Genomic DNA, 22,180 nt, shown 5'->3' on the forward strand with positions numbered 1-22,180 from the left:
TTCGATGAAGCCGCCTGTCATCCAGGTGTTCGGGCGGGTTGTCGGACATCTGCAGACCGCTATCGAAAGGGTGATCCGTTGAGCCGCTCGGTTCTCGTCACCGGAGGCAACCGGGGCATCGGCCTCGCCATCGCCCGCGCATTCGCCGACGCCGGCGACAAGGTCGCGATCACGTACCGCTCGGGTGAGCCGCCGGCCGGCTTCCTTGCCGTCAAGTGCGACATCACCGACGCCGAGCAGGTGGAGCAGGCCTACAAGGAGATCGAGGACCAGCACGGTCCGGTCGAGGTTCTCGTCGCCAACGCCGGCGTCACGAAGGACCAGCTCCTGATGCGCATGTCCGAGGAGGACTTCACCTCGGTCATCGACACCAACCTCACCGGCACCTTCCGTGTCGTCAAGCGCGCCAACCGCGGCATGCTGCGCGCCAAGAAGGGCCGCGTCATCCTGATCTCGTCCGTGGTCGGACTGCTCGGCTCGGCGGGCCAGGCGAACTACGCCGCCTCCAAGGCCGCCCTGGTCGGCTTCGCGCGTTCCCTCGCCCGTGAGCTGGGCTCGCGCAACCTCACCTTCAACGTCGTCGCGCCCGGTTTCGTCGACACCGACATGACCAAGGTGCTCACCGACGAGCAGCGCCAGAGCATCGTCTCGCAGGTGCCGCTCGGCCGTTACGCGCAGCCGGAGGAGATCGCCGCGACGGTGCGGTTCCTCGCCTCGGACGACGCCTCGTACATCACTGGAGCCGTCATTCCCGTTGACGGCGGACTGGGAATGGGTCACTGATCACCATGAGCGGAATTCTCGAGGGCAAGCGCGTCCTGATCACCGGTGTGCTGATGGAGTCCTCCATCGCCTTCCACGCCGCCAAGCTGGCCCAGGAGCAGGGCGCGGAGATCATCCTGACCGCTTTCCCGCGGCCCACGCTGACAGAGCGCATCGCCAAGAAGCTGCCCAAGCCCACCAAGGTCATCGAGCTCGACGTCACCAACGACGAGCACATGGGCCGCCTGGCCGACGTCGTCGGCGAGGAGCTCGGCGGCCTGGACGGCGTCGTGCACTCCATCGGCTTCGCGCCGCAGGACGCGCTCGGCGGCAACTTCCTCAACACGCCGTTCGAGTCGGTCGCCACGGCCATGCACGTCTCGGCGTACTCCCTGAAGTCGCTGACCATGGCCTGCCTGCCGCTGATGCAGAACGGCGGCTCCGTCGTCGGCCTCACCTTCGACGCCCAGTACGCCTGGCCGCAGTACGACTGGATGGGCCCGGCCAAGGCCGCCCTGGAGGCCACCAGCCGCTACATCGCGCGCGACCTGGGCAAGCAGAACATCCGCTGCAACCTCATCTCGGCGGGCCCGATCGGCTCCATGGCCGCCAAGTCCATCCCCGGCTTCAGCGACCTGGCCTCCGTGTGGGACACCCGCTCCCCGCTGGAGTGGGACCTCAAGGACCCGGAGCCGGCCGGCAAGGGCATCGTCGCGCTGCTGAGCGACTGGTTCCCGAAGACCACCGGCGAGATCATCCACGTCGACGGCGGTCTGCACGCGATCGGCGCGTGATCGCCGCCGCTCGCGCGTGACCTGTCACCGAGGCCCGCACCCCGCAGGGGGCGCGGGCCTCGGCCGTACGGGTGCACGGGGCCGGGAAGGGCCGGCACCACGGCGCGGGGCGTCACCCGTTCGGCCCACCGGCCGGGCGTCCACCGGCCCGGGCGGCGCACCCTGGATTACGCGTGCACCCACGCGTCCCTCCGCAGCCCGGCCGAGGAGGTCCCCTTGTGCGCCTGTCCCGCAGCCTGGCCCCGGTGACCGTGGCCGTGGCCCTCGTGCTCTTCCTGCCGTACGAGGCGATGCCCTACGCGCGCGTGGACGACGGAAAGCCACCCGCGCCGAGCCTCTTCGGAGCCGCGTGCCGCACGACCGTCCGCGGCTCCCAGGTGGTGGCCTACTGCCACAACCCCTATGCCGACATCGATCGCGTGCGTCTGCACATCGAGTGCGCCCGCTGGTGGGACATCGACACCGACAGCGCACCGGTGGACACCGATCCCGCGATGACCGTACGGCTCGACGGCCGGTGCTGGAAGGAAGTGCGCTCGGTGTGGATCAGCCATCAGAGGGAACACTGAGCCGCCGGTTCAGTCACCGGAACGCGCGCTGAACCGGCCCGGGCGGCACAGGAACGGATAGCTCCCGGCCTCGGCCGCCGCCGCCTCCGCGTCCCCGGCACGGATCGCGTCCACCAGACGCCGGTGGTCCATGTGCGTCTCCGGGGTCAGCTCCGCGCCCACGTCCGCGCGCAGCCAGTCGCGCAGCACCTCGCCCAGATCGGCGTACATCGCCGTCATCACGTCGTTGTGGGAGGCGGCCACGACGGCCAGGTGGAAGGTGGCGTCGGCGGTCACGAAGGCCTCCGCCTCGCCCGTCTCCCAGGCCTCCTCGCGCCGCTCCAGCAGCGTGCCGAGCTGCTTGAGGTCCTTCTCGGTGCGCCGCTCGGCGGCCAGCTTCGCCGCGGCCGACTCCAGCGCCGCGCGCAGCTCCGCGATGTGCCGGGGGTCGGCGTCGGCGAACCTGCGGTGCATCACGCCGGCCAGCTCGCTCGTCGCCACCACATAGGTGCCGGAACCCTGCCGGATGTCCAGCAGACCGTTGTGGGCGAGGGCTCGGACGGCCTCGCGGACGGTGTTGCGGGCGACGCCGAGCTGCTCGACCAGTTCCGGCTCCGTCGGGATGCGTGACCCGACCGGCCACTCACCGGAGGCGATCTGGTTGCGCAGTGCGGCGATGACCTGCTCGGACAGCGCCGAACGGCGCGGGTGGCTCAGGGGCATGGCACACCTTCGCACGACGGTCCCGGACGAGAGCGTCGCGGGAGTGGACAACCAATCATCCCATGATTCTATGATGGGTCCCATGGCATGTGAGGAAACCCGGACCGTGGAGACCCGTACGGCGAAGTCACCGACCGAGCGCGGTACGGCCGCAGCGACGAGCACACCCGAGACGCCACCCGGCGCGGGCCGCACACGCGCGTGGGCGACCCGTCTGGTCGTGGTCGGCATCGTGCTGTCCGCGCTGAACCTCCGTCCGGCCATCACGAGCCTCGGCGCGCTCCTGGAGGAGGTCCGCGACGGGCTCGGCATGAGCGGCAGCGTGGCCGGCCTGCTCACCTCCGTGCCCCCGCTCTGCTTCGCGGTCTTCGGTGTCACCGCTCCCCGCCTGGCCCGCCGCTTCGGGCCGGCCGCGGTGGTGGGCGCCGGCATGGCCGCCATCACCGCGGGCCTGCTCATACGGCCCTACCTCGGCAGCACGGCCGGGTTCCTGGCCGCCAGCGCGCTCGCCCTGATGGGCATAGCCGTCAGCAACGTGCTCATGCCGGTCATCGTCAAGCGCTGGTTCCCCGACCGGGTCGGCTCCATGACCGGCCTGTACTCGATGGCCCTCGCCCTCGGGACCTCCCTCGCCGCCGCGGTGACCGTGCCCCTGACCGACGCCCTGGGCGGCGGCTGGCAGTCCGGCCTCGCCGTGTGGGCCGCCCTCGCCGGCACCGCCGTCCTGCCCTGGCTGCCGCTGGTGCGGGAGCGCGGCACCCCCGCCGCACCGCCGCAGGAGCCCGCCCCCGGGGCCGCCACGCGGCACGCCCCGCTGCGCATCACCCGCAGCCGCACCGCCTGGGCGCTCGCCGTCTTCTTCGGCCTGCAGGCCACCGCCGCCTACGTCACCATGGGCTGGATGCCGCAGATCTTCCGTGACGCCGGTGTCCCGGCCGGTACCGCGGGCGTGCTGCTCGCCGTCACCATGGTGATGGGCGTGCCGCTGGCCTTCGTCATCCCGCGGGTCGCCACCCGGCTGCCCCATCAGGGGCCGATCGTGCTGGTCCTGGGTGTGTGCGGTCTTGCCGGGTACACCGGCCTCTACGTCGCGCCGGCTGCCGGAGCCTGGGCCTGGGCCCTGCTGCTCGGCGTCTCCAACTGCGCGTTTCCGCTGGCCCTCACGATGGTCGGCATGCGGGCCAGGAGCGGCCCGGGCGTGGCCCAGCTGTCCGCGTTCGCGCAGAGCACCGGCTATCTGATCTCCATCCCCGGCCCGCTGCTGGTCGGCGTGCTCTACCAGCACAGCGGCGGCTGGGGCCTGCCGATCGCCCTCATGGCGGCCCTGATGGTGCCGCAGATGGTGGTGGGCTTCCTGGCGGGCCGCGACCGCACGGTGGAGGAGGAGGCGGCCGGGCGCTGACCCCCGCGCAGGAGATCCGGCGGAAAGGTGCGAGACTGGGCGCATGCAGCCTGTGCTCGACCCGAACCCGCAGAACGGCCAGAAGAAGATGCTGCTCGTCTTCGGCTCGTTCCTCGCCATCTTCGTCGTCATCGCCGTCATCGCGACCCTCGCCTCCCCGTGACGGACGCCGCCGGGCGGCGTCCCGGCCCGTGGCCGACGGCGGGGGTGGGGACAGCCCCACCATCCCCTAGGGGGTAAGGGTCAGGGTCAACTGGGTGGAACTCCGGATGGGTTGACGGCCCTCGATTCCGTAGCTTCGAGACGTGACCGCGAGACACGGTCACGGACCCGCTCGAAGACCCACGGAGGCGACCATGCCGGCCCGCACCCACTCCCGGCCCCACCCGGTGACCACGGGCGGCGTGGACATCCGGCTGCCCTGGTGGGCCCTCGCCCTGCCCGCGCTCGCCTTCCTCGCCCTCCTCGCGCTGATACTGAACCCGTCGGACGCGCACGCGGCGAGCGGCGATCCGGCGATCACGCACCTCTTCGAGCGCGCCCAGCAGCTCCTCACGCGCTGACCCGGAGCCCCCGCGCGCGGTGAATCCGCATGTCAACTCCCTGCGCCCCCTGGCCTGTTTCATGCGAAGCTGGGTCCCATGAGCGCCGCAGAACCTCGCAGGATCGTCCTCTTCCGGCATGCGAAAGCCGACTGGCCACAGGTGTCCGACCATGAGCGCCCGCTCGCCGAGCGGGGCCGCAAGGACGCCGCGGTCGCCGGACGCAAGCTGACCGACACCGGCATCACCTTCGACCTGGCCCTGTGCTCCACCGCCACCCGGACCCGCGAGACCTGGAAGCTCGCCGTCCACGAGCTGGCACACCGGCCGAAGACCGTCTACGAGGAGCGGGTCTACGAGGCCTCACCCGGCGAACTGATCGCCGTGCTGAACGAGACGCCGGAAGACGTGCGGAACGTGATCCTGATCGGCCACAACCCGGGCGTCCACGGCCTGGCCGACATCCTGTCCGGCACGGCCGAGGGCGACGCCCGCGAGCGGATGAACCGCCGGGGCTTCCCCGCGGCCGGCTTCGCCGTGCTGTCCTTCGACGGCGACTGGAAGGCCCTGGAGCCGGGCGCGGCCACCCTCACGGACTACTGGGCGCCCGCCGAGTGACCTCACACGGACGGGAGGGCCCGGCACCCGCGTGGTGCCGGGCCCTCCCGTGTCCGGGCCGGCCGGACCGGCTCAGCCCTCGTCGTGCGTGTCGGCCGCCTCGACCTCTTCGCGGGTGACGCCCAGCAGATACAGCACCGTGTCGAGGAAGGGGAAGTTCACCGCCGTGTGCGCCGCCTCGCGGACCACCGGCTTGGCGTTGAAGGCGACCCCCAGACCGGCCGCGTTCAGCATGTCCAGGTCATTGGCGCCGTCACCGATCGCCACCGTCTGCGACAGCGGCACCCCCGCCTCCGCGGCGAACCGGCGCAGCAGCCGCGCCTTCCCGGCGCGGTCCACGATCTCGCCGGTGACCCGCCCGGTGAGCCTGCCGTCGACGATCTCCAGCGTGTTGGCCTGCGCGAAGTCCAGGCCCAACCGTTCCTTCAGGTCGTCCGTGACCTGGGTGAAGCCACCGGAGACGACACCGACCTGGTAGCCGAGCCGCTTCAGCGTGCGGATCAGGGTGCGCGCGCCCGGCGTCAGCCGGACCTCGTTGCGCACCTTCTCCACCACCGAGGCGTCCAGCCCCTCCAGCAGTGCCACGCGCGCGTGCAGCGACTGCTCGAAGTCCAGCTCCCCGCGCATCGCCGCCGCCGTCACCTCGGCGACCTTGTCCTCGCAGCCGGCGTGCGCCGCGAACAGCTCGATGACCTCGTCCTGGATCAGGGTGGAGTCGACGTCCATGACCACCAGGCGCTGAGCGCGCCGGTGCAGCCCCGCCGATACCACCGCGACATCGACACCCAGTGCCGCCGCGTCGGAGGCCAGGGCCGTGCGCAGCGGCTCGGTCTCCACACCGGAGACGGCGAACTCCACGGCCGTCACCGGATACTTGGCGAGCCGGAAGATGCGGTCGATGTTACCGCCGGTCTTCGCGATCCGAGCGGCGATGGCGGCCGTCGACTCGGCGGTCAGCGGATGGCCGAGGACGGTCACCAGGGACCGCCCGAGACCGCGCGGCCGGTTGTCGCCGTGCCCCGAGATGATCTCCGCCTGCATCTTCATCGACTCGGCCCAGCTGTGCACGGTGGCCCTCAGATCGCCCTCCAGGCCGGCCGGCGGCTGGGTGACCAGCGCGCACAGCACCAGGCGGCCCCGGGTGACGACCTGCTCGATGTCGACCACGTCGACCAGGTAGGCGGCCAGGGTGTCGAAGAGGCCGGCCGTGATGCCCGGCCTGTCCTTGCCGAAGATCTTGACAAGGAGAGTGGGGACCTCGGAGGTCTGGGAAGCGGCGGTCTGCGAAGCGCTCATGGTGTCACCACCGTATCCGGCACCCAGTGCCGTCCGCCGCCGAGGTCCGCCTGACGGACACGGAACAATGGATGTCGCGCCGGTGTCAGGGATCTTGCCGCCGGAAGACACCCTGCCCCCCGCGCACGGCAGCCCCCGGCTCCACCTCGACTGTGCCACGAGATGCCCCGCCCGGCAGCGCCGGAGCGGCACGGATCCGCCGCGGCTCAGGTGTCGCGCAGGAAGCCGTCCCCGTGAGCGGCGATGTGGGCTTCCAGGGCCGTCAGCGCCTGCTGAGTGGCCTCCGGCGCTCCGGAGCCGCGCCGCTCGGCGTAGTACGCCGCACCGAGCCGCTTCAGCAGATCATTTCCGGCGCGCTGCTGCTGCAGCTCGTCCACCTTCTGCTTGCCCTGGTTCAGGGCGCTCTGGGCCTGCTCCCTGGCCCGGTCGAGAAAACCCGCCATCACTGCCTCCAATCGCCTAGCGCCATCACTTCCCGCTTCCCGCTCCCGCATACCCACCCGAAGGGCGCGGGCGCCGATCGCGTGATCGCGGCCCCGGGTGGCGGCCCGCCCTCCGGGGTCCGCGAGGGCAGCCGGACCCGGGGACGGTCAGGCGGTGGCCATGGGCGGTCGGGGCCCGCCCGCCCCCGACGGCAGCGCACCCCGGGCCGCCCGAGCGAGCCGGCCCTGGCCACCGTACCCGTGGAGCCGGCCCTGGCCACCGTGCCCGCGCCGGCCAGGAGTTCGTCCGGTACGGGGACAACTCCGGTCGCGGACACGGGCGTAGGACGTTTGTCCCCCTCGCCGGGATTGCCACTCTCCAGCCCGGTTTTCACCGTCGACGCGGCGAGTTGGAGCGTGCGCCGGCGCTTGTGACAAGGCCCGGGTTTCGGTCAGCGGCCCGAGCCTGAAATAGTTCCCCACGATGTTCGACATCCCTAGACTCCCTGCGACGGGGGTAACTCGGGGGACAACTCAGTGGGGCATGGAGTGCCGGAACTCGTACTGGAATCAAACGGACGGACCTGGACGTTGGACCCGTCCAGGCCCTACACCCTCGGACGCGATCCGCAGGGTGACATCGTCTTCGACGACGCCAGGGTCTCCTGGCAGCACGCCACGGTCAGCTTCAACGGCCGCAGTTGGGTCATCGAGGACCATGGCAGCACCAACGGCACGTTCGTGCAGGGCCAGCGGATCCAGCAGATGGAGGTCGGGCCGGGCGCGTCGCTGCACCTCGGCAACGCGACCGACGGACCGCGGCTGAACCTGTCCGGAGCCGCCGTCGGCCAGCAGCAGTCGGCGCCGTACGCCGCGCAGGGGGCCGGCGCGCCGGGCTGGGCCCAGCCGGCTCCGCAGCAGGCCGCCGCGCATCCGCAGGCCCCGCAGCAGGCCGTACCGCCGCAGGCGCCGCAACCCGGCTGGCAGCAGCAGCCGCCCGCGTTCCCGCAGCAGGCGGGGCCCGCCGACCAGTACGCGCAGAAGGCGCCCGGTGGCGGCGCGGGGGCGCCGCCGGCCCACGGCGACCGCAGCCCGACCACGTTCCACCAGTTCTCGCTCGACCGCGTGATGCGCATCGGCCGGGCCCTGGAGAACGACCTGGTCGTCTCCGACCTGCAGGTCTCCCGGAACCACGCCGAGTTCCACGCCACGCCTGACGGCCGTCTGGAGATCCGCGACCTCGGTTCGCACAACGGCACCTACGTCAACGGCCAGCCGATCCCCAAGGGCGGCTCGGTACAGCTCGGCCCGGCCGACATCGTCGGCGTCGGCCACTCCACCTTCCGGATCGTCGGCGACCGCCTCGAGGAGTTCGTCGACACCGGTGAGGTCTCCTTCTCCGCGCGCCATCTGACCGTCACGGTCGAAGGCGGCAAGCAGATCCTGCGGGACGTCTCCTTCGGTGTCCCGGAGAAGTCGCTGATCGCGGTCATCGGCCCGTCCGGCTCCGGCAAGTCGACCCTGCTGAAGGCGCTCACCGGCTACCGGCCCGCCAACCAGGGCGAGGTGCTGTACGACAACCGGAACCTGTACAAGCAGTTCGCCGAGCTGCGCCAGCGCATCGGTCTGGTCCCGCAGGACGACATCCTGCACAAGGAGCTGACCGTCAAGAAGGCCCTGAAGTACGCGGCCAAGCTGCGCTTCCCGGCCGACACCACCGCGGCCGAGCGCGACGCCCGCATCGACGAGGTGCTGCACGAGCTGAAGCTGGACGTCCACAAGGACAAGAAGGTCACGTCCCTGTCCGGCGGTCAGCGCAAGCGTGTCTCGGTGGCCCTGGAGCTGCTCACCAAGCCGTCGCTGATCTTCCTGGACGAGCCGACCTCGGGCCTCGACCCGGGCATGGACCGCGATGTGATGCAGCTGCTGCGCGGCCTCGCCGACGACGGCCGTACGGTGCTGGTGGTCACCCACTCGGTGGCCGAGCTGGCGCTGTGCGACAAGCTGCTGGTGATGGCGCCGGGCGGGGCGGTCGCGTACTTCGGCCCGCCGGAGGAGGCGCTGAACTTCTTCGGCTACGACAGCTGGGCCGATGTCTTCTCCGCCTTCGAGAACTACCGCGACTACGACTGGGCGGGCCGCTGGAAGGGCTCGCAGCACTACCAGCTGTACGCCGCGGACGTCGACTCGGTCGCTCCGCAGGCCGTCCAGATGCCGCCGATGCAGGCGATCAGGCCGCCCAAGCCGCAGAGCTGGTTCTCCCAGTTCGTCACCCTGGTGCGGCGCTACGCGTCGGTCATCGTCTCCGACCGCGGCTTCCTGGCCCTGATGGTGGTGCTGCCGGCCGTCCTCGGCTCGGTCAGCCTGCTGATCCGCCCCGACCACGGTCTGCTGCCCAACGGCGCCAATCCGCAGACCGGGCAGATCGTGCCCAACGGCACGGCCACCACCGTGCTGCTGATCCTCGCCGTCGGCGCCTGCTTCGCCGGTGCCGCCAACTCCGTCCGCGAGCTGATCAAGGAACGGGTGATCTACGAGCGGGAGCGCGCGACCGGCCTGTCCCGGTCGGCGTACCTGATGTCGAAGGTGTTCGTGCTCGGCGTGATCACCGTCCTGCAGGGACTGCTGGTCGGTGTCATCGGCTTCGCCAAGCGTGACATCCCGGACCAGGGCCTCATCCTCGGCAACGCCACGCTGCTGGAGCTGTGCCTGCCGATCATGGCGCTCGGCTTCACCGCGATGATGTTCGGTCTGATCATCTCCTCGCTGGTGAAGACCGCCGAGAAGACCATGCCGCTGCTGGTCATGTTCGCGATCATCCAGGTCGTCTTCACCGGCTGCCTGTTCGCCCTGCACGGCACGGTCGGTGTCAACGAGTTCTCGTACCTGATGCCGTCCCGCTGGGCGGTCGCCGCGGCCGGCGCCACGCTGGACTTCAACCGGATCAGCCCGCCGGAGACCGCCGGCGACAACGACCCGCTGTGGAACCACGCGGCGGGCGCCTGGACCGCGGACATGGTCGCGCTGATCGTGCTCGGCGTGGTCTGCGGCTTCTTCGTGGCCCGCTTCCTGCGCCGCCACGAGCCGGAGGTCATGCGCAAGTAGCAGTGCCCGCGCAACGCGAAGGGCGGCACCCCGCATCGGGGGTGCCGCCCTTCGGCGTCACGTCGCAGAGGTCCCGCGCCAGGGCCTCAGTACGCGCTGTTGACGTTGTCGATCGAGCCGTACCGGTGGGCCGCGTAGTTGGCGGCGGCGGTGATGTTGGCGACCGGGTCGTAGATGTTCGAGGACGTGCCGGGCACGTGGAAGGTGTTGAAGGTGGGCTGGATCACCTGCAGCAGACCCTTGGAGGGGATGCCGTTGATGGCGTTGATGTCCCAGTTGTTGATCGCCATCGGGTTGCCCGAGGACTCACGCATGATGTTGCGGTGCAGGCCGCTGTAGGAGCCCGGGATGTTGTGCTGCTTCATGATGTCCAGCGCCTGCCGGATCCAGCCGTCGAGGTTGTTCGCGTAGGTCTTCGCGGCCACCGGCTGCATGGGGATGCGCTGCGCGGAGCGGCTCGCGGCCGCCTTGGCGGCACGGTCCTGCGCGGCCTTCTTCACGGCGGCGTCGACGGCGGCCTTCTTCGCCGCGGCCTCGGCGCGCTGCTTGGCGGCGGCCTCGTCGGCGGCCTTCTTCTGTGCGGCGAACGTGTCGAGCTTGACCGTCTCGGTGGCGAGCTGGTCGGTGACCGTGCCCTTGACGTTCTTCAGCGTGGTGTGGGCGGCGACCTGGGCGGTCGCGGCCGGGGCGCCGGTGGTGACGGTGTCGGCGTGGCCGGGGACGGCCGAGAGCGCGATGGCGGCGGTGCCGAGAGCGGCGACACCGGCGACGGCGATCTTGTGCTGCTTGGTCAGGGCGCGACTATAAGCACGGTTGAGGAAGTTCTTGGGCATGGCTGATGGACCTCTTCGATAGCGCGGAGGTCGCTCCTGCGTCCGCCGGGGGAATCGGCTCCTCCCACACGAACGCCGCGGGCTGTGAGCCGCGGCGCTGAGCGACGGAAGCAATTCTTAGCGGGCGCAAAATGCCCAGGCAAAGGTGTGACGTACGATGCCCGATAGTGGATCAGGGAAGGGCAAAACGGGACAGACTGGACCGTCTGTCCCGTTCACCCGGCGGCGTTTATCTCCTATGTCCGTTCGTACGTGATGTGGGCCCTATGCGCGGGCTCACATCGGAGACGTAACAGTCTCACCATGGGTTGCCGTCGCAACGCGCTGTGTGAGCAGTCTCGTCCGGGAGGATGAGATGGACGTCGCCGAACTCGTGCCACAGGTAGAGCCCCCGCAGCGCCTCGTCGTAGGCACGGCCGACCGCCGCCCGCCCCGCGACCGCCTCCAGCATCAGCAGATGGGAGGCCTCCGGCTCGTGCAGCCCGGTCAGCAGCCCGTCCACCACCCGCACCCCGCGCTCCGGCGTCACCACCAGGTCCGTCCACCCCCCGGCCGCCCGCACCACCCCGTCCGGCCCGGCCGCCGACTCCACCGCCCGCACGGCCGTCGTACCGACCGCGATCACCCTCCCCGCAGCCGCTTTCACGGCGTTGAGCAGCCGTGCCGACGCCTCCGGCACCGCGAACCGCTCCGGATACGGCGGCTCGTGCGCCTCCGCCGACGCCACCCCCGTGTGCAGCGCGATCGGCGCGAACTGCACACCCCGGCTCACCAGCTCCGCCACCAGGCGCGCGGTGAACGGCCGCGCCGCACTCGGCATCTCCGCACTGCCCGACCCGTCCGGCGCCGGCAGCGCGAACACCGTCTGGTACGCCGACAGCGGCTGGTCTTGCTCCGTATAGGAGTAGCGAATGGGCCGCCCCCAGGCCCGCAGCATGCCAAGCACGTCCCCGGCCGGCCGGGCCCACCACAGCCGCTCCCCGCGCGGGCTCAGCGGCTCCTCCAGCACCAGCAGCCCCGCCCGCGGCAGCACCACCTCCGTACCCGCACGCGTACCCGCACGCGCGCGGGTGGTGCCCTGCCCGTCCGGCTCCCGCACCTCCACCGCCCATCGGCCGTCGTCCCCGTGCGTGGAGAAATGCACCACCACGCGCGCGTGCCCGATCCGCCCGTCCACCGCCGCCGCGAGCGTCGGCGAGGTGTTCACCACCAGCAGGTCCCCGGCCCGCAGCAGCAGCGGCAGCTCCCGGAAGGCGTGATGCGTCACCTCCGCACCGCGCGACACCAGCAGCCGTACGGCGTCCCGGTCCAGCCCCGGACCACGCTGCTCGACGGGCACACGCGCGGACAGCCCCTCCGGTGGCCGTGCCGGCTCCCGGCTCCGCCCGGGCGGGGGCACCCTCATCCGGGCGCTCACCGCTGCTCCAGCAACGCCGGCGCCGCGTACCGCCCACTGGCCGGCCGCTCGTCCAGCAACCGCAGGAACGCCGGCACGACCGCGGCGGGCTCCGGACGCGGATCCGTGTCGTCGGGTACGGCCGCCGCGTACAGGTCCGTCGCCATGTCCCCGGGATCCACCGCCCACACCCGCAGACCCGGCTCCTCCACGCCCAGCACCGCCGCGAGCTGGTCCAGGGCCGCCTTCGAGGCGCCGTAGCCGCCCCACGTCCCGTACGCCTCGGCCGCCGCGTCCGAGCTCACCGCGACCACCGTCCCGGCCGGCGACCGGCGCAGCAGCGGCAACGCCTCACGGACCAGGCCCAGCGCGGCCACCACGTTCACCTCCAGCGCCCGCCGCAACCCCTCCAGGGGCAGCTCGGCCAGCCGCACCAGCGGCTCGGCGCCCAGCGCGCTCGCGTTGCTCACCAGCAGATCGACGCCGCCCAGCCGGCGCGCGGCCGCCACCAGCGCGGCCCGGTGCCCGGCGTCCGTCACATCCCCCGGCAGTGCCTCCACGCGCGTGCCGTGCCCGGACGCGCTCTCCGCCGCCTCCTTGAGGGCTTCGGCCCCCCGGGCGTCCAGCACCAGATCCCAGCCCCGCGCGGCCAGCGCCTCGGCGAGCGCCCGCCCCAGCCCCTTCGAGGCCCCCGTGATGATCGCTACCGGCATGACTACCGTCCCCTCGTCGCCGACCGCCCCCACCGGGCGGTGACGACACCGTAGGAACGGCACCGCCCCGGCCGCCTCGGACGCGAGCCGCACATCCGAGGAGCCCTTCGGCGTACACCGCACGGCCGGGGCCCCGGGACCCGGGCCCGCGGCCCTAGGTCCAGCGGACCAGGCCGGGCCGTCACCGGTCCGATCCGCGATGTCACACCCCGCCGGTACCGTGAGGACATGAGTCAAGGCCCCCGGTCCGGCCTCGCCGCGGTCAGTGCCGCGCTGCTGGCCATGAGCAGGCATCTGGAGGTGCGCGACGTCCTCAAGACGATCGTCGCCTCCGCCCGCGAGCTCCTCGACGCGCAGTACGCCGCCCTGGGCGTCCCCGACGACCACGGCGGCTTCGCCCAGTTCGTCGTCGACGGCGTCAGCGACGCCCAGTGGAAGGCCATCGGCCCGCTGCCCCGCCAGCACGGCATCCTCGCCGCGATGCTGCACGAGGCGAAGGCCGAGCGCCTCGCCGACGTGCGCAAGGACCCCCGCTTCGAGGGCTGGCCCGCCGCGCATCCGGACCTGGTCGACTTCCTCGGCCTGCCCATCCGCGACGGCGACGAGGTCATCGGAGCCCTCTTCCTGGCCAACAAGCTGCGCCCCGAGGGGGGACACCACCCAGACCCCCCGTGGGCCCGGCAGGACGGCAGCTGCGGCTTCACCGAAGAGGACCAGGAACTGCTCGCCATCCTCGCCCAGCACGCCGCCATCGCCCTCACCAACGCCCGGCTGTACGAGCGCAGCCGCGAGCTGACCATCGCCGAGGAACGCTCCCGCCTCGCCCACGAACTGCACGACGCGGTCAGCCAGAAGCTCTTCTCGCTACGCCTGACCGCCCAGGCCGCGGCGGCCCTCGTCGACCGCGACCCCGCCCGGGCCAAGGGCGAGCTGCACCAGGTCGCCGCGCTCGCCGCCGAGGCGGCCGACGAACTGCGCGCCGCCGTCGTCGAGTTGCGCCCCGCCGCCCTGGACGAGGACGGCCTGATCGCCACCCTGCGCACCCAGACCCAGGTCCTCGACCGCGCCCACAGCGCGCGCGTGACCTTCACCAGCAACGGCTTCCGCGCCCTGCCGGCCGTCCAGGAGGAGGCCCTGCTCCGGGTCGCCCAGGAGGCCCTGCACAACGCCCTGCGCCACTCCGGCGCCGAACACGTCGACGTGAGCGTGGAACGGCGCGGCTGCGGAGCCGTGCTGCGCGTCACCGACGACGGCGACGGCTTCGACCCCAAGGCGGTCCGCCGCGCCGGACGCCACCTGGGTCTGGTCTCCATGCGGGACCGGGCGAGCGGGGCGGGCGGCGCGCTGAGCGTGGAGTCGGCGCCCGGCAAGGGCACCACGATCGAGATGGAGGTCCCCGGTGGCTGACGCAATCAAGGTGCTGCTCGTCGACGACCACCAGGTCGTCCGCCGGGGCCTGCGTACCTTCCTGGAGGTGCAGGACGACATCGAGGTCGTCGGGGAGGCCGCCGACGGCGCCGAGGGCGTCGCCCGCGCCGAGGAACTGCGGCCCGACGTCGTCCTCATGGACGTCAAGATGCCGGGCATGGACGGCATCGACGCCCTGCGCAAGCTCCGCGAACTCGGCAACCCCGCGCGCGTGCTGATCGTCACCAGCTTCACCGAGCAGCGCACGGTCGTCCCGGCGCTGCGCGCGGGCGCCGCCGGATACGTCTACAAGGACGTGGACCCCGACGCCCTCGCCGGCGCCATCCGTTCCGTGCACGCCGGGCACATCCTGCTGCAGCCGGAGGTCGCCGGTGTCCTGCTCTCCCAGGAGGAGACCAACTCCGGTCATGGGAGAGGGAGTTCACTCACCGAGCGGGAGCGCGAGGTGCTCGGTCTGATAGCCGACGGCCGTTCCAACCGGGAGATCGCCCGCGCCCTGGTGCTGTCCGAGAAGACCGTCAAGACACACGTCTCCAACATCCTCATGAAACTCGACCTCGCCGACCGCACGCAGGCTGCCCTGTGGGCCGTTCGCCATGGCGTGACCGGCTGAAACGCCCTTGCCAAGACATCACCGAGGGCAACCCGAGGGGTCAGGCTATGGACTGAGATTCATACCGTCGTGGGAATGTCCCCCGGACGGCGCAACCAGCGGCGATCTCCGCCGTTCTCCAGTGCGTGCTGCGGCGAACCGCCGCGGTGAACGTCTAGGAGGGGTTGGCAAGTGAAGAACCTGAAGAAGGCCGCGGCTGTGACGATGGTGGCCGGTGGCCTGGTGGCCGCTGGGGCGGGGATGGCCTCCGCCACCACCGGCGCCCACGCCTGCGGCGACGCCCAGGGCTCCCCGGGTGTCATCTCGGGCAACGTCATCCAGGCCCCGGTGCACATCCCGGTGAACGCGTCCGGCAACAGCGTGAGCGTGATCGGCGTGCTGAACCCGGCCTTCGGCAACATCGCCACCAACAACTGAGGTCCGGCACAGCGACCACAGGCCTCCCGTGTGCACCGGGGGGCCTGTCGGCTTTCCGTCGGCCGCCTACCGGACCCCGCGCTCCCGCTCCTCCACGAGGGAGTTGTACGCCGCGACCTGCGCCCGCCGGGCCGTCCGCTCCACGGGCCGCAGCGCCTCGGACCGGGCAGCCATCTCCGCGGAGGTGACCGCCGCACCATGGCCCCTGCCGTGGGCGAGGGACACCAGCAGCCCCACCCGCCGCGCCAGCTCCAGCACCCGCACCGCCCGCGGCGGATACCCGGGGGCCAGCACCTCCCGCCCCCGCTCCGACCGCGCCCGGTACGCGTCGATCGCCGCCTCCGCCACCGGACCCGACCCGGCGACGTCCAGCTTCGACAGCACCTCGGTCGCCTCCCGCAGCGCCTCCGCGAGCTCCCGCTCGGCCTCGCCCAGCGACGGCACGTCCGCGGGCGGTGCCTCCCGCACCGGCAGCACCTGCCAGACCACCTCGGCATGTACATCACCGGCGGGCCCGGCCTCGTACACCTGGGGAACCAGACCGAACGCGGCGCCGAAGCACACCACCGCCTCCTCGGCCTCCAGCGCCCGCGCATTGAACTCCGGCGGACCGCTCAGCCCCAGCGGATGCCCCGGCGCCGGCAGCGCGACCCGCAGCCCGGTCGTCCCCAGCGCGCGCAGCCGCCCCAGCGCGAGCGTGAGCCCCACCTGCGCGGATTCCCCGGGCAGCCCCTCTACCCGGTGCACGGTGTCCTCGCCCACAATGGCGAGCGTGGCGTCATCCGGAGAGACAAGTCCGGCCAAAAGGGCATTTCCCCAAGCGGCAAGGCGTCCTGAACGCGGTTCCGAGAGCATGCCCCCACCCTAAGGACAGGACCGATGGAATGGAGCCGGGCACTCGTGGCGTAGATTTCATAAGGGCTGCGCCCACCGGCGCGGCGGACCGAGCCACAGGCGTACGCGACAGCCGAGACCGGCCACACTGCAAGGGGAGACAACGCGCTCATGAGCGATGTTCTGGAGCTTCAGGACGTATCCGTGGTCCGCGAGGGCCGGGCTCTGGTGGACCAGGTCTCCTGGTCGGTCAAGGAGGGCGAGCGCTGGGTCATCCTCGGCCCCAACGGCGCCGGCAAGACCACCCTCCTCAACGTCGCCTCCAGCTACCTCTTCCCCAGCAAGGGCACCGCCACCGTCCTCGGCGAGACCCTCGGCAAGCCCGGCACCGACGTCTTCGAGCTGCGCCCCCGCATCGGCATGGCCGGCATCGCCCTCGCCGAGAAGCTCCCCAAGCGCCAGACCGTCCTGCAGACCGTCCTCACCGCCGCTTACGGCATGACCGCCGGCTGGCAGGAGGAGTACGAGGACGTCGACGAGCAGCGCGCCCGCGCCTTCCTCGACCGCCTCGGCATGAGCGACTACCTCGACCGGAAGTTCGGCACCCTCTCCGAGGGCGAGCGCAAGCGCACCCTGATCGCCCGCGCCCTGATGACCGACCCCGAGCTGCTGCTCCTCGACGAGCCCGCCGCCGGCCTCGACCTCGGCGGCCGCGAGGACCTCGTCCGCCGCCTCGGCCGGCTCGCCCGCGACCCCATCGCCCCCTCGATGATCATGGTCACGCACCACGTCGAGGAGATCGCCCCCGGCTTCACCCACGTCCTGATGATCCGCCAGGGCAAGGTCCTCGCCGCCGGCCCGATCGAGCTGGAGCTGAGCTCCCGCAACCTCTCCCTCTGCTTCGGCCTGCCGCTCGTCGTCGAGCAGGTCGGTGACCGCTGGACCGCCCAGGGCCTGCCGCTGTCCTGACCCTGCCCGCGCCCCGGTTCGCGCCCTGTCCGCCGCACGACCCCGGCCCTACCATGACCATGTGAACGACATCGACGCATGGGTGTGGTGGCTCGTCGGCGCGGCGGCGCTCGGAATCCCGCTCGTCGTCACCGCCATGCCGGAGTTCGGCATGCTCGCGGTGGGAGCCGTCTCGGCCGCCGCCGTCGCGGGACTCGGCTTCGGTGCCGTCATCCAGGTCCTCACGTTCGTCGTCGTCTCCGTGGCGCTCATCGCCGTCGTGCGCCCCATCGCGGCCCGCCACGGCAGACAGCGCCCCCAACTCGTCACCGGCATCGACGCCTTGAAGGGCAGACAAGCCGTCGTCCTGGAGCGCGTCGACGGCGCCGGCGGCCGCATCAAGCTCGCCGGAGAGGTCTGGTCGGCCCGCTCCCTCGACACCGGCCGTGCCTACGAAGTCGGCCAGGAGGTGGACGTCGTGGACATCGAAGGGGCCACCGCCATCGTCATCTGAGGCATCCGGCCCACGAGTTGGGCGACGGTCTGTCAGACTCGACCAGCAAGATCTTCAACAACCAGCGGGATCCGCCGAGGTGCCGAGGCGGAGAGGGGTACGGGGAACACGATGGAACCGGTCATCATCGTCCTGATCATTCTGGTGGTGTTGGTCTTCATCGCCCTGATCAAGACCATCCAGGTCATCCCACAGGCCAGCGCCGCCATCGTCGAGCGCTTCGGCCGCTACACACGCACGCTGAACGCGGGCCTGAACATCGTGGTCCCCTTCATCGACACCATCCGCAACCGCATCGACCTGCGCGAACAGGTCGTCCCCTTCCCACCGCAGCCGGTGATCACCCAGGACAACCTGGTGGTCAACATCGACACGGTCATCTACTACCAGGTGACGGACGCCCGCGCGGCCACCTACGAGGTCGCCAGCTACATCCAGGCCATCGAGCAGCTGACGGTCACCACACTCCGCAACATCATCGGCGGCATGGACCTCGAACGCACCCTGACCTCCCGCGAGGAGATCAACGCCGCCCTGCGCGGCGTCCTCGACGAGGCGACGGGCAAGTGGGGCATCCGCGTCAACCGCGTGGAACTCAAGGCCATCGAACCGCCCACCTCCATCCAGGACTCGATGGAGAAGCAGATGCGCGCCGACCGTGACAAGCGCGCCGCGATCCTCACCGCCGAAGGCACGCGCCAGGCCGCCATCCTCACCGCAGAAGGCGAGAAGCAGTCCCAGATCCTGCGCGCCGAAGGTGAGGCCAAGGCCGCCGCCCTGCGCGCCGAGGGTGAAGCACAGGCGGTCCGTACGGTCTTCGAGGCCATCCACGCCGGCGACCCCGACCAGAAGCTCCTGTCCTACCAGTACCTCCAGATGCTCCCGAAGATCGCCGAGGGCGACGCCAACAAGCTCTGGATCGTCCCCAGCGAAATCGGCGACGCCCTCAAGGGCCTCTCCGGCGCCATGGGCAACTTCGGCCCCTTGGGCGGAGGTTCGGGCGGCAACGGCTCGTCCGGCAACGGCAACAACGGCACCGAGCGCCGCGAGAAGCCACACATCGACTGACAGCCCCGCACACGCGCAGAGGGCTCACCTTCCCCGGAAGGTGAGCCCTCTGCGCGCACGGGCTAAGCGGCGGCCTGCGACAGCCACTCCGGAAGTGCCTCGAACTCCTCGGCCCCCAGGGCCAGCAGCATCGCGTCCTGCGGTGTCGGCTCGAACGGCTGCCGGAGCAACGGCATACCCGCCTGCTCCGGAGTCCGGTCCGCCTTGCGGTGATTGTCCTCCGCGCACGACGCCACCGTGTTGAGCCACGAGTCGGCCCCACCCTGCGCCCGCGGCACCACATGGTCCACCGTCGTGGCCCGGTGCCCGCAGTACGCGCACCGGTGCCGGTCCCGGACCAGCACACCCCGCCTCGACCACGGCGCCTGTCTTCGGAACGGCACCCGTACGTATCTGCACAGCCTGATCACCCGGGGCGCGGGTATGTCCACATCGGCACCGCGCATGCGCAGTTCGGGATGGGCCTGCTCGACGACGGCCTTGTCCTGCAGCACCAGAACGACGGCCCGATTCAGCGTCACCGTCGACAGCGGCTCGAAGCTCGCGTTCAGCACCAGCGTGTCCCGCATCCAGCCCACCTCCCGTGTGCACCTGCCCACCCCCCGGCGGGCACGGATCAACTCTGGACGGGCGCGCCGAGATGGACAACGCAATAAAAAATGCCCGCCTCCGATCACTTCCAAGACCGGAGGCGGGCAAACGTTCCATGAACGCTCGGCTGAATCGCGACGCCGCGCTCAGCCCTTCTGGGGGTTCTCGTACTCACCGATGAGCTGCGCACGCGCGATCGCGTGGAACCGCAGGTTGAAGCCGACCACGGCCGGCGACGCGTCCGCGTCCGGCCCCAGCTTCTCCTGGTCCACCGCGTACACCGTGAAGACGTACCGGTGCGGTCCGTCCCCGGGCGGCGGCGCGGCACCGCCGAAGTCCCGGGTTCCGTAGTCATTGCGTGCGTGCACGACCCCCTCGGGCAGCCCCTCGAACTTGCCGCTGCCCGCACCCGCCGGCAACTCCGTCACGGAGGCCGGGATGTCGAACAGGACCCAGTGCCAGAACCCGCTGCCCGTCGGCGCGTCAGGGTCGTAGCAGGTCACGGCGAAACTCTTGGTCTCCGGCGGGAACCCCTCCCACCTCAGCTGCGGCGAGGTGTTGCCCTCCGCATGGACCTGGGCGCTCTTGAGCGTCGCCCCCTCCTCGATGTCCGCGCTCGTCACCGTGAACGACGGCACGGGCGGATGGAAGGCGTGGGGGAGCGGCCGCCGCTTGAGCTCGGTCACCTCGGTACCTCCTGATCGATGATCTGGAACCAGCAGTTCCCGAGCCTAGAACCAGTTGCGCTTGCTGCCGACCTCGGACAGCCACTGGTTGAGATAAGCCGCCCAGTCGGTCCCCTGCCAGTCGTTCAGTCCGACCTGGAAGGACCGGTAGGTGTCCGAGCCCTCGCTGAACAGGCCCGGCTTCTTGTCCATCTCCAGCACGACGTCCATCGCGTGCTCGTCGGCCACGAAGCTCAGCTCGACCTGGTTCAGTCCCCGGTACTGCGACGGCGGGTAGAACTCGATCTCCTGGTAGAACGGCAGCGTCTGCCGCGTACCCCGGATGTGCCCGCGCTCCATGTCCGCGTTCTTGAAGCGGAAGCCCAGCTGGATGAACGCGTCCAGGATCGCCTTCTGCGCCGGCAGCGGGTGCACGTTGATCGGGTCCAGGTCGCCGGAGTCCACGGCCCGGGCGATCGCCAGCTCGGTCGTCACCCCGATGTGCATCCCGCGCAGCGACTGGCCCTCGATCATCGTGACCGGCGTCTCCCAGGGGATCTCAAGCCCGAACGGCACCGCGTGCACGGCCCCCGCCTGCAGCTCGAAGGCACCACCGAGCCGCACCCGGGTGAACTCGATGTCCTGCTTGTACTCCTGGTCGCCGCTCTCAACCTCGACCTTGGCCTGCAGGCCGACGGACAGCCCCTCGATGTCCTGGTTCACGGACCCGCCCTGGATCCGCACCTCACCCTGGACCACACCGCCCGGCACGACGTTGACCTCGGTCAGCACCGTCTCGACCGACGCCCCACCGGCCCCGAGGCTCGCGAGCAGCTTCTTGAACGCCATTGACTCTCCCTTTACGAAGGACCCTCGACCCCTACAAACGCGATCCGCCCCCCGACCGGTTCCGCCGACGGGGTGTCCCCTCTGCACTACCCTCGGAGGGCATGATCGCGCCCCCGGACCGTACGCCACTGCCCCGAGAGTTCTTCGACCGCCCGGTCCTGGAGGTGGCACCGGACCTCGTCGGCCGCATCCTGGTCCGTACGACCCCCGACGGCCCGATCGCCGTCCGCCTCACGGAGGTCGAGGCGTACGACGGCCCGAACGACCCCGGCTCCCACGCGTACCGCGGCCGCACCGCCCGCAACGCGGTGATGTTCGGCCCGCCCGGGCATGTGTACGTCTACTTCACCTACGGCATGTGGCACTGCATGAACCTCGTCTGCGGCCCCGAGGGCCGGGCGAGCGCCGTCCTGCTCCGTGCGGGCGAGGTCGTCGAGGGCATCGAGCTGGCCCGAAAACGGCGAGTTTCGGCCCGCAATGACAAGGAACTGGCCAAGGGTCCGGCCCGCCTGGCGACAGCCCTGGAAGTCGACCGCGCCCTGGACGGCACGGACGCGTGCGCCGTCGGCGACACCCCGCTGAAGATGCTGACCGGTACACCGGTGGCCCCTGACCAGGTACGAAGCGGCCCTCGCACCGGAGTCGCCGGCGAAGGCGGCAACGGCGGCATCCACCCCTGGCGTTACTGGCTCGCCGGCGACCCGACGGTGAGCCCCTATCGGGCCCATGTGCCGAGGCGCCGCCGGAGTTGACGCGCTTGCCCAAGGTGCGTAATGTATCCCGAGCCGCTGAACCGGGTACGGCGATCGCCTGCAGCCGGAGCGGCCACTCCACTACCTAGCTACAGCCCCTCGGCGGGGTCGTTTCTGGCGCGCCCGCGCGCCCGAATTCGAACAAGCGAGACTCGATTATGAGTAGCCGAGAGAATGAGCTAACGTAGTGAATGTCGAAAGGGCGGGCGGCGAAAGCCGAAAGCCCCGGAGACATCCCGCCGACAGGGAATCGGATCGAGAAAAGATCTGATAGAGTCGGAAACACCGAAGGGAAGCCCGGAGGAAAGCCCGAGAGGGTGAGTACAAAGGAAGCGACCGTTCCTTGA

The 22,180-nt window shown here is 71.0% G+C and carries 25 protein-coding genes; 15 read left to right on the forward strand and 10 right to left on the reverse strand.

Annotated features, from left to right (window positions below):
* Positions 1-78: 78 nt before the first annotated feature.
* The 3 genes from fabG (at position 79) to IO33_RS0138805 (ending at position 2,125) form a co-directional block, all read left to right on the forward strand.
* Positions 79-783: a 3-oxoacyl-[acyl-carrier-protein] reductase gene (gene fabG / locus IO33_RS0138795; RefSeq protein WP_031173817.1), complete on the forward strand. Its 705-nt coding sequence runs from the start codon at positions 79-81 to the stop codon at positions 781-783.
* A gap of 5 nt (positions 784-788) precedes the next feature.
* Positions 789-1,556: an enoyl-ACP reductase FabI gene (fabI, locus tag IO33_RS0138800; protein WP_031173818.1), complete on the forward strand. Its 768-nt coding sequence runs from the start codon at positions 789-791 to the stop codon at positions 1,554-1,556.
* 218 nt (positions 1,557-1,774) lie between these two features.
* Complete coding sequence (locus IO33_RS0138805) at positions 1,775-2,125, forward strand: hypothetical protein (protein ID WP_031173819.1); 351 nt, start codon at positions 1,775-1,777, stop codon at positions 2,123-2,125.
* Between the two features lie 9 nt (positions 2,126-2,134).
* Here the strand turns inward: IO33_RS0138805 and IO33_RS0138810 are convergent, their stop codons facing one another.
* Complete coding sequence (locus IO33_RS0138810) at positions 2,135-2,827, reverse strand: FadR/GntR family transcriptional regulator (RefSeq protein WP_031173820.1); 693 nt, start codon at positions 2,825-2,827, stop codon at positions 2,135-2,137.
* A gap of 70 nt (positions 2,828-2,897) precedes the next feature.
* Here IO33_RS0138810 and IO33_RS0138815 point away from each other — a divergent pair, with 70 nt between their 5' ends.
* From IO33_RS0138815 to IO33_RS0138830, 4 genes are all read left to right on the forward strand, one after another.
* Positions 2,898-4,229 (forward strand): CynX/NimT family MFS transporter, encoded by a 1,332-nt coding sequence (locus IO33_RS0138815; RefSeq protein WP_031173821.1) that lies wholly within the window; start codon positions 2,898-2,900, stop codon positions 4,227-4,229.
* A gap of 43 nt (positions 4,230-4,272) precedes the next feature.
* Positions 4,273-4,392, forward strand: a complete 120-nt coding sequence (locus tag IO33_RS53655) for an SGM_5486 family transporter-associated protein (RefSeq protein WP_107069484.1) — start codon at positions 4,273-4,275, stop codon at positions 4,390-4,392.
* 193 nt (positions 4,393-4,585) lie between these two features.
* Entirely contained in the window at positions 4,586-4,792 is a 207-nt protein-coding gene (locus IO33_RS0138825) for a hypothetical protein (protein ID WP_031173822.1), read from the forward strand.
* 78 nt (positions 4,793-4,870) lie between these two features.
* The gene (locus IO33_RS0138830; RefSeq protein WP_031173823.1) at positions 4,871-5,389 is read left to right on the forward strand and encodes a SixA phosphatase family protein; all 519 of its coding nucleotides are present in this window, start codon (positions 4,871-4,873) and stop codon (positions 5,387-5,389) included.
* A 72-nt stretch (positions 5,390-5,461) separates the two neighbouring features.
* On the opposite strand, the gene serB is transcribed toward IO33_RS0138830, so the two are convergent.
* Positions 5,462-6,685: a phosphoserine phosphatase SerB gene (gene serB, locus IO33_RS0138835; protein ID WP_031173824.1), complete on the reverse strand. Its 1,224-nt coding sequence runs from the start codon at positions 6,683-6,685 to the stop codon at positions 5,462-5,464.
* Positions 6,686-6,891: 206 nt separating this feature from the next.
* Positions 6,892-7,128: a hypothetical protein gene (locus tag IO33_RS0138840; protein ID WP_031173825.1), complete on the reverse strand. Its 237-nt coding sequence runs from the start codon at positions 7,126-7,128 to the stop codon at positions 6,892-6,894.
* 528 nt (positions 7,129-7,656) lie between these two features.
* Here IO33_RS0138840 and IO33_RS0138845 point away from each other — a divergent pair.
* Positions 7,657-10,212 (forward strand): ABC transporter ATP-binding protein/permease, encoded by a 2,556-nt coding sequence (locus IO33_RS0138845; protein ID WP_031173826.1) that lies wholly within the window; start codon positions 7,657-7,659, stop codon positions 10,210-10,212.
* A gap of 86 nt (positions 10,213-10,298) precedes the next feature.
* Here the strand turns inward: IO33_RS0138845 and IO33_RS0138850 are convergent, their stop codons facing one another.
* The 3 genes from IO33_RS0138850 to IO33_RS0138860 all read right to left on the reverse strand — a co-directional run bounded on the left by IO33_RS0138850 (position 10,299) and on the right by IO33_RS0138860 (position 13,154).
* Positions 10,299-11,045 (reverse strand): transglycosylase SLT domain-containing protein, encoded by a 747-nt coding sequence (locus tag IO33_RS0138850; protein WP_031173827.1) that lies wholly within the window; start codon positions 11,043-11,045, stop codon positions 10,299-10,301.
* A gap of 298 nt (positions 11,046-11,343) precedes the next feature.
* Positions 11,344-12,450: an S-adenosylmethionine:tRNA ribosyltransferase-isomerase gene (locus IO33_RS0138855; RefSeq protein WP_051927230.1), complete on the reverse strand. Its 1,107-nt coding sequence runs from the start codon at positions 12,448-12,450 to the stop codon at positions 11,344-11,346.
* 8 nt (positions 12,451-12,458) lie between these two features.
* Positions 12,459-13,154 carry an SDR family NAD(P)-dependent oxidoreductase gene (locus IO33_RS0138860; RefSeq protein WP_031173830.1) on the reverse strand — a complete coding sequence of 232 codons (696 nt, stop codon included), beginning with the start codon at positions 13,152-13,154 and terminating at the stop codon, positions 12,459-12,461.
* A gap of 228 nt (positions 13,155-13,382) precedes the next feature.
* On the opposite strand from IO33_RS0138860, the gene IO33_RS0138865 reads away from it, so the two are divergent.
* From IO33_RS0138865 to IO33_RS0138875, 3 genes are all read left to right on the forward strand, one after another.
* Positions 13,383-14,561 carry a GAF domain-containing sensor histidine kinase gene (locus IO33_RS0138865; protein ID WP_031173831.1) on the forward strand — a complete coding sequence of 393 codons (1,179 nt, stop codon included), beginning with the start codon at positions 13,383-13,385 and terminating at the stop codon, positions 14,559-14,561.
* On the forward strand, positions 14,554-15,195 hold the full coding sequence (locus IO33_RS0138870; RefSeq protein ID WP_031173832.1) for a response regulator: 642 nt from the start codon (positions 14,554-14,556) through the stop codon (positions 15,193-15,195). Before IO33_RS0138865 ends, IO33_RS0138870 begins: the two co-directional genes overlap by 8 nt.
* A gap of 171 nt (positions 15,196-15,366) precedes the next feature.
* Complete coding sequence (locus tag IO33_RS0138875; protein ID WP_031173833.1) at positions 15,367-15,612, forward strand: chaplin; 246 nt, start codon at positions 15,367-15,369, stop codon at positions 15,610-15,612.
* Between the two features lie 66 nt (positions 15,613-15,678).
* Here the strand turns inward: IO33_RS0138875 and IO33_RS0138880 are convergent, their stop codons facing one another.
* Complete coding sequence (locus IO33_RS0138880; protein WP_078964087.1) at positions 15,679-16,467, reverse strand: hypothetical protein; 789 nt, start codon at positions 16,465-16,467, stop codon at positions 15,679-15,681.
* A gap of 150 nt (positions 16,468-16,617) precedes the next feature.
* Between IO33_RS0138880 and IO33_RS0138885 the strand changes: the two genes are divergently transcribed.
* The 3 genes from IO33_RS0138885 to IO33_RS0138895 all read left to right on the forward strand — a co-directional run bounded on the left by IO33_RS0138885 (position 16,618) and on the right by IO33_RS0138895 (position 18,976).
* Positions 16,618-17,415 (forward strand): ABC transporter ATP-binding protein, encoded by a 798-nt coding sequence (locus IO33_RS0138885; protein ID WP_031173835.1) that lies wholly within the window; start codon positions 16,618-16,620, stop codon positions 17,413-17,415.
* 61 nt (positions 17,416-17,476) lie between these two features.
* On the forward strand, positions 17,477-17,908 hold the full coding sequence (locus tag IO33_RS0138890; protein ID WP_031173836.1) for an NfeD family protein: 432 nt from the start codon (positions 17,477-17,479) through the stop codon (positions 17,906-17,908).
* 111 nt (positions 17,909-18,019) lie between these two features.
* Positions 18,020-18,976, forward strand: a complete 957-nt coding sequence (locus tag IO33_RS0138895) for an SPFH domain-containing protein (protein WP_031173837.1) — start codon at positions 18,020-18,022, stop codon at positions 18,974-18,976.
* A gap of 62 nt (positions 18,977-19,038) precedes the next feature.
* Here the strand turns inward: IO33_RS0138895 and IO33_RS0138900 are convergent, their stop codons facing one another.
* From IO33_RS0138900 to IO33_RS0138910, 3 genes are all read right to left on the reverse strand, one after another.
* The gene (locus IO33_RS0138900; protein ID WP_031173838.1) at positions 19,039-19,545 is read right to left on the reverse strand and encodes an HNH endonuclease; all 507 of its coding nucleotides are present in this window, start codon (positions 19,543-19,545) and stop codon (positions 19,039-19,041) included.
* Between the two features lie 168 nt (positions 19,546-19,713).
* Positions 19,714-20,253, reverse strand: a complete 540-nt coding sequence (locus tag IO33_RS0138905) for a YbhB/YbcL family Raf kinase inhibitor-like protein (protein WP_031173839.1) — start codon at positions 20,251-20,253, stop codon at positions 19,714-19,716.
* Between the two features lie 45 nt (positions 20,254-20,298).
* Positions 20,299-21,081, reverse strand: a complete 783-nt coding sequence (locus IO33_RS0138910; protein WP_031173840.1) for a sporulation protein — start codon at positions 21,079-21,081, stop codon at positions 20,299-20,301.
* 101 nt (positions 21,082-21,182) lie between these two features.
* Between IO33_RS0138910 and IO33_RS0138915 the strand changes: the two genes are divergently transcribed.
* Positions 21,183-21,833: a DNA-3-methyladenine glycosylase gene (locus IO33_RS0138915; RefSeq protein WP_031173841.1), complete on the forward strand. Its 651-nt coding sequence runs from the start codon at positions 21,183-21,185 to the stop codon at positions 21,831-21,833.
* Positions 21,834-22,180: the final 347 nt, after the last annotated feature.

The organism is Streptomyces durhamensis, from assembly GCF_000725475.1.
GTDB classification, from domain to species: Bacteria; Actinomycetota; Actinomycetes; order Streptomycetales; family Streptomycetaceae; genus Streptomyces; species Streptomyces filipinensis.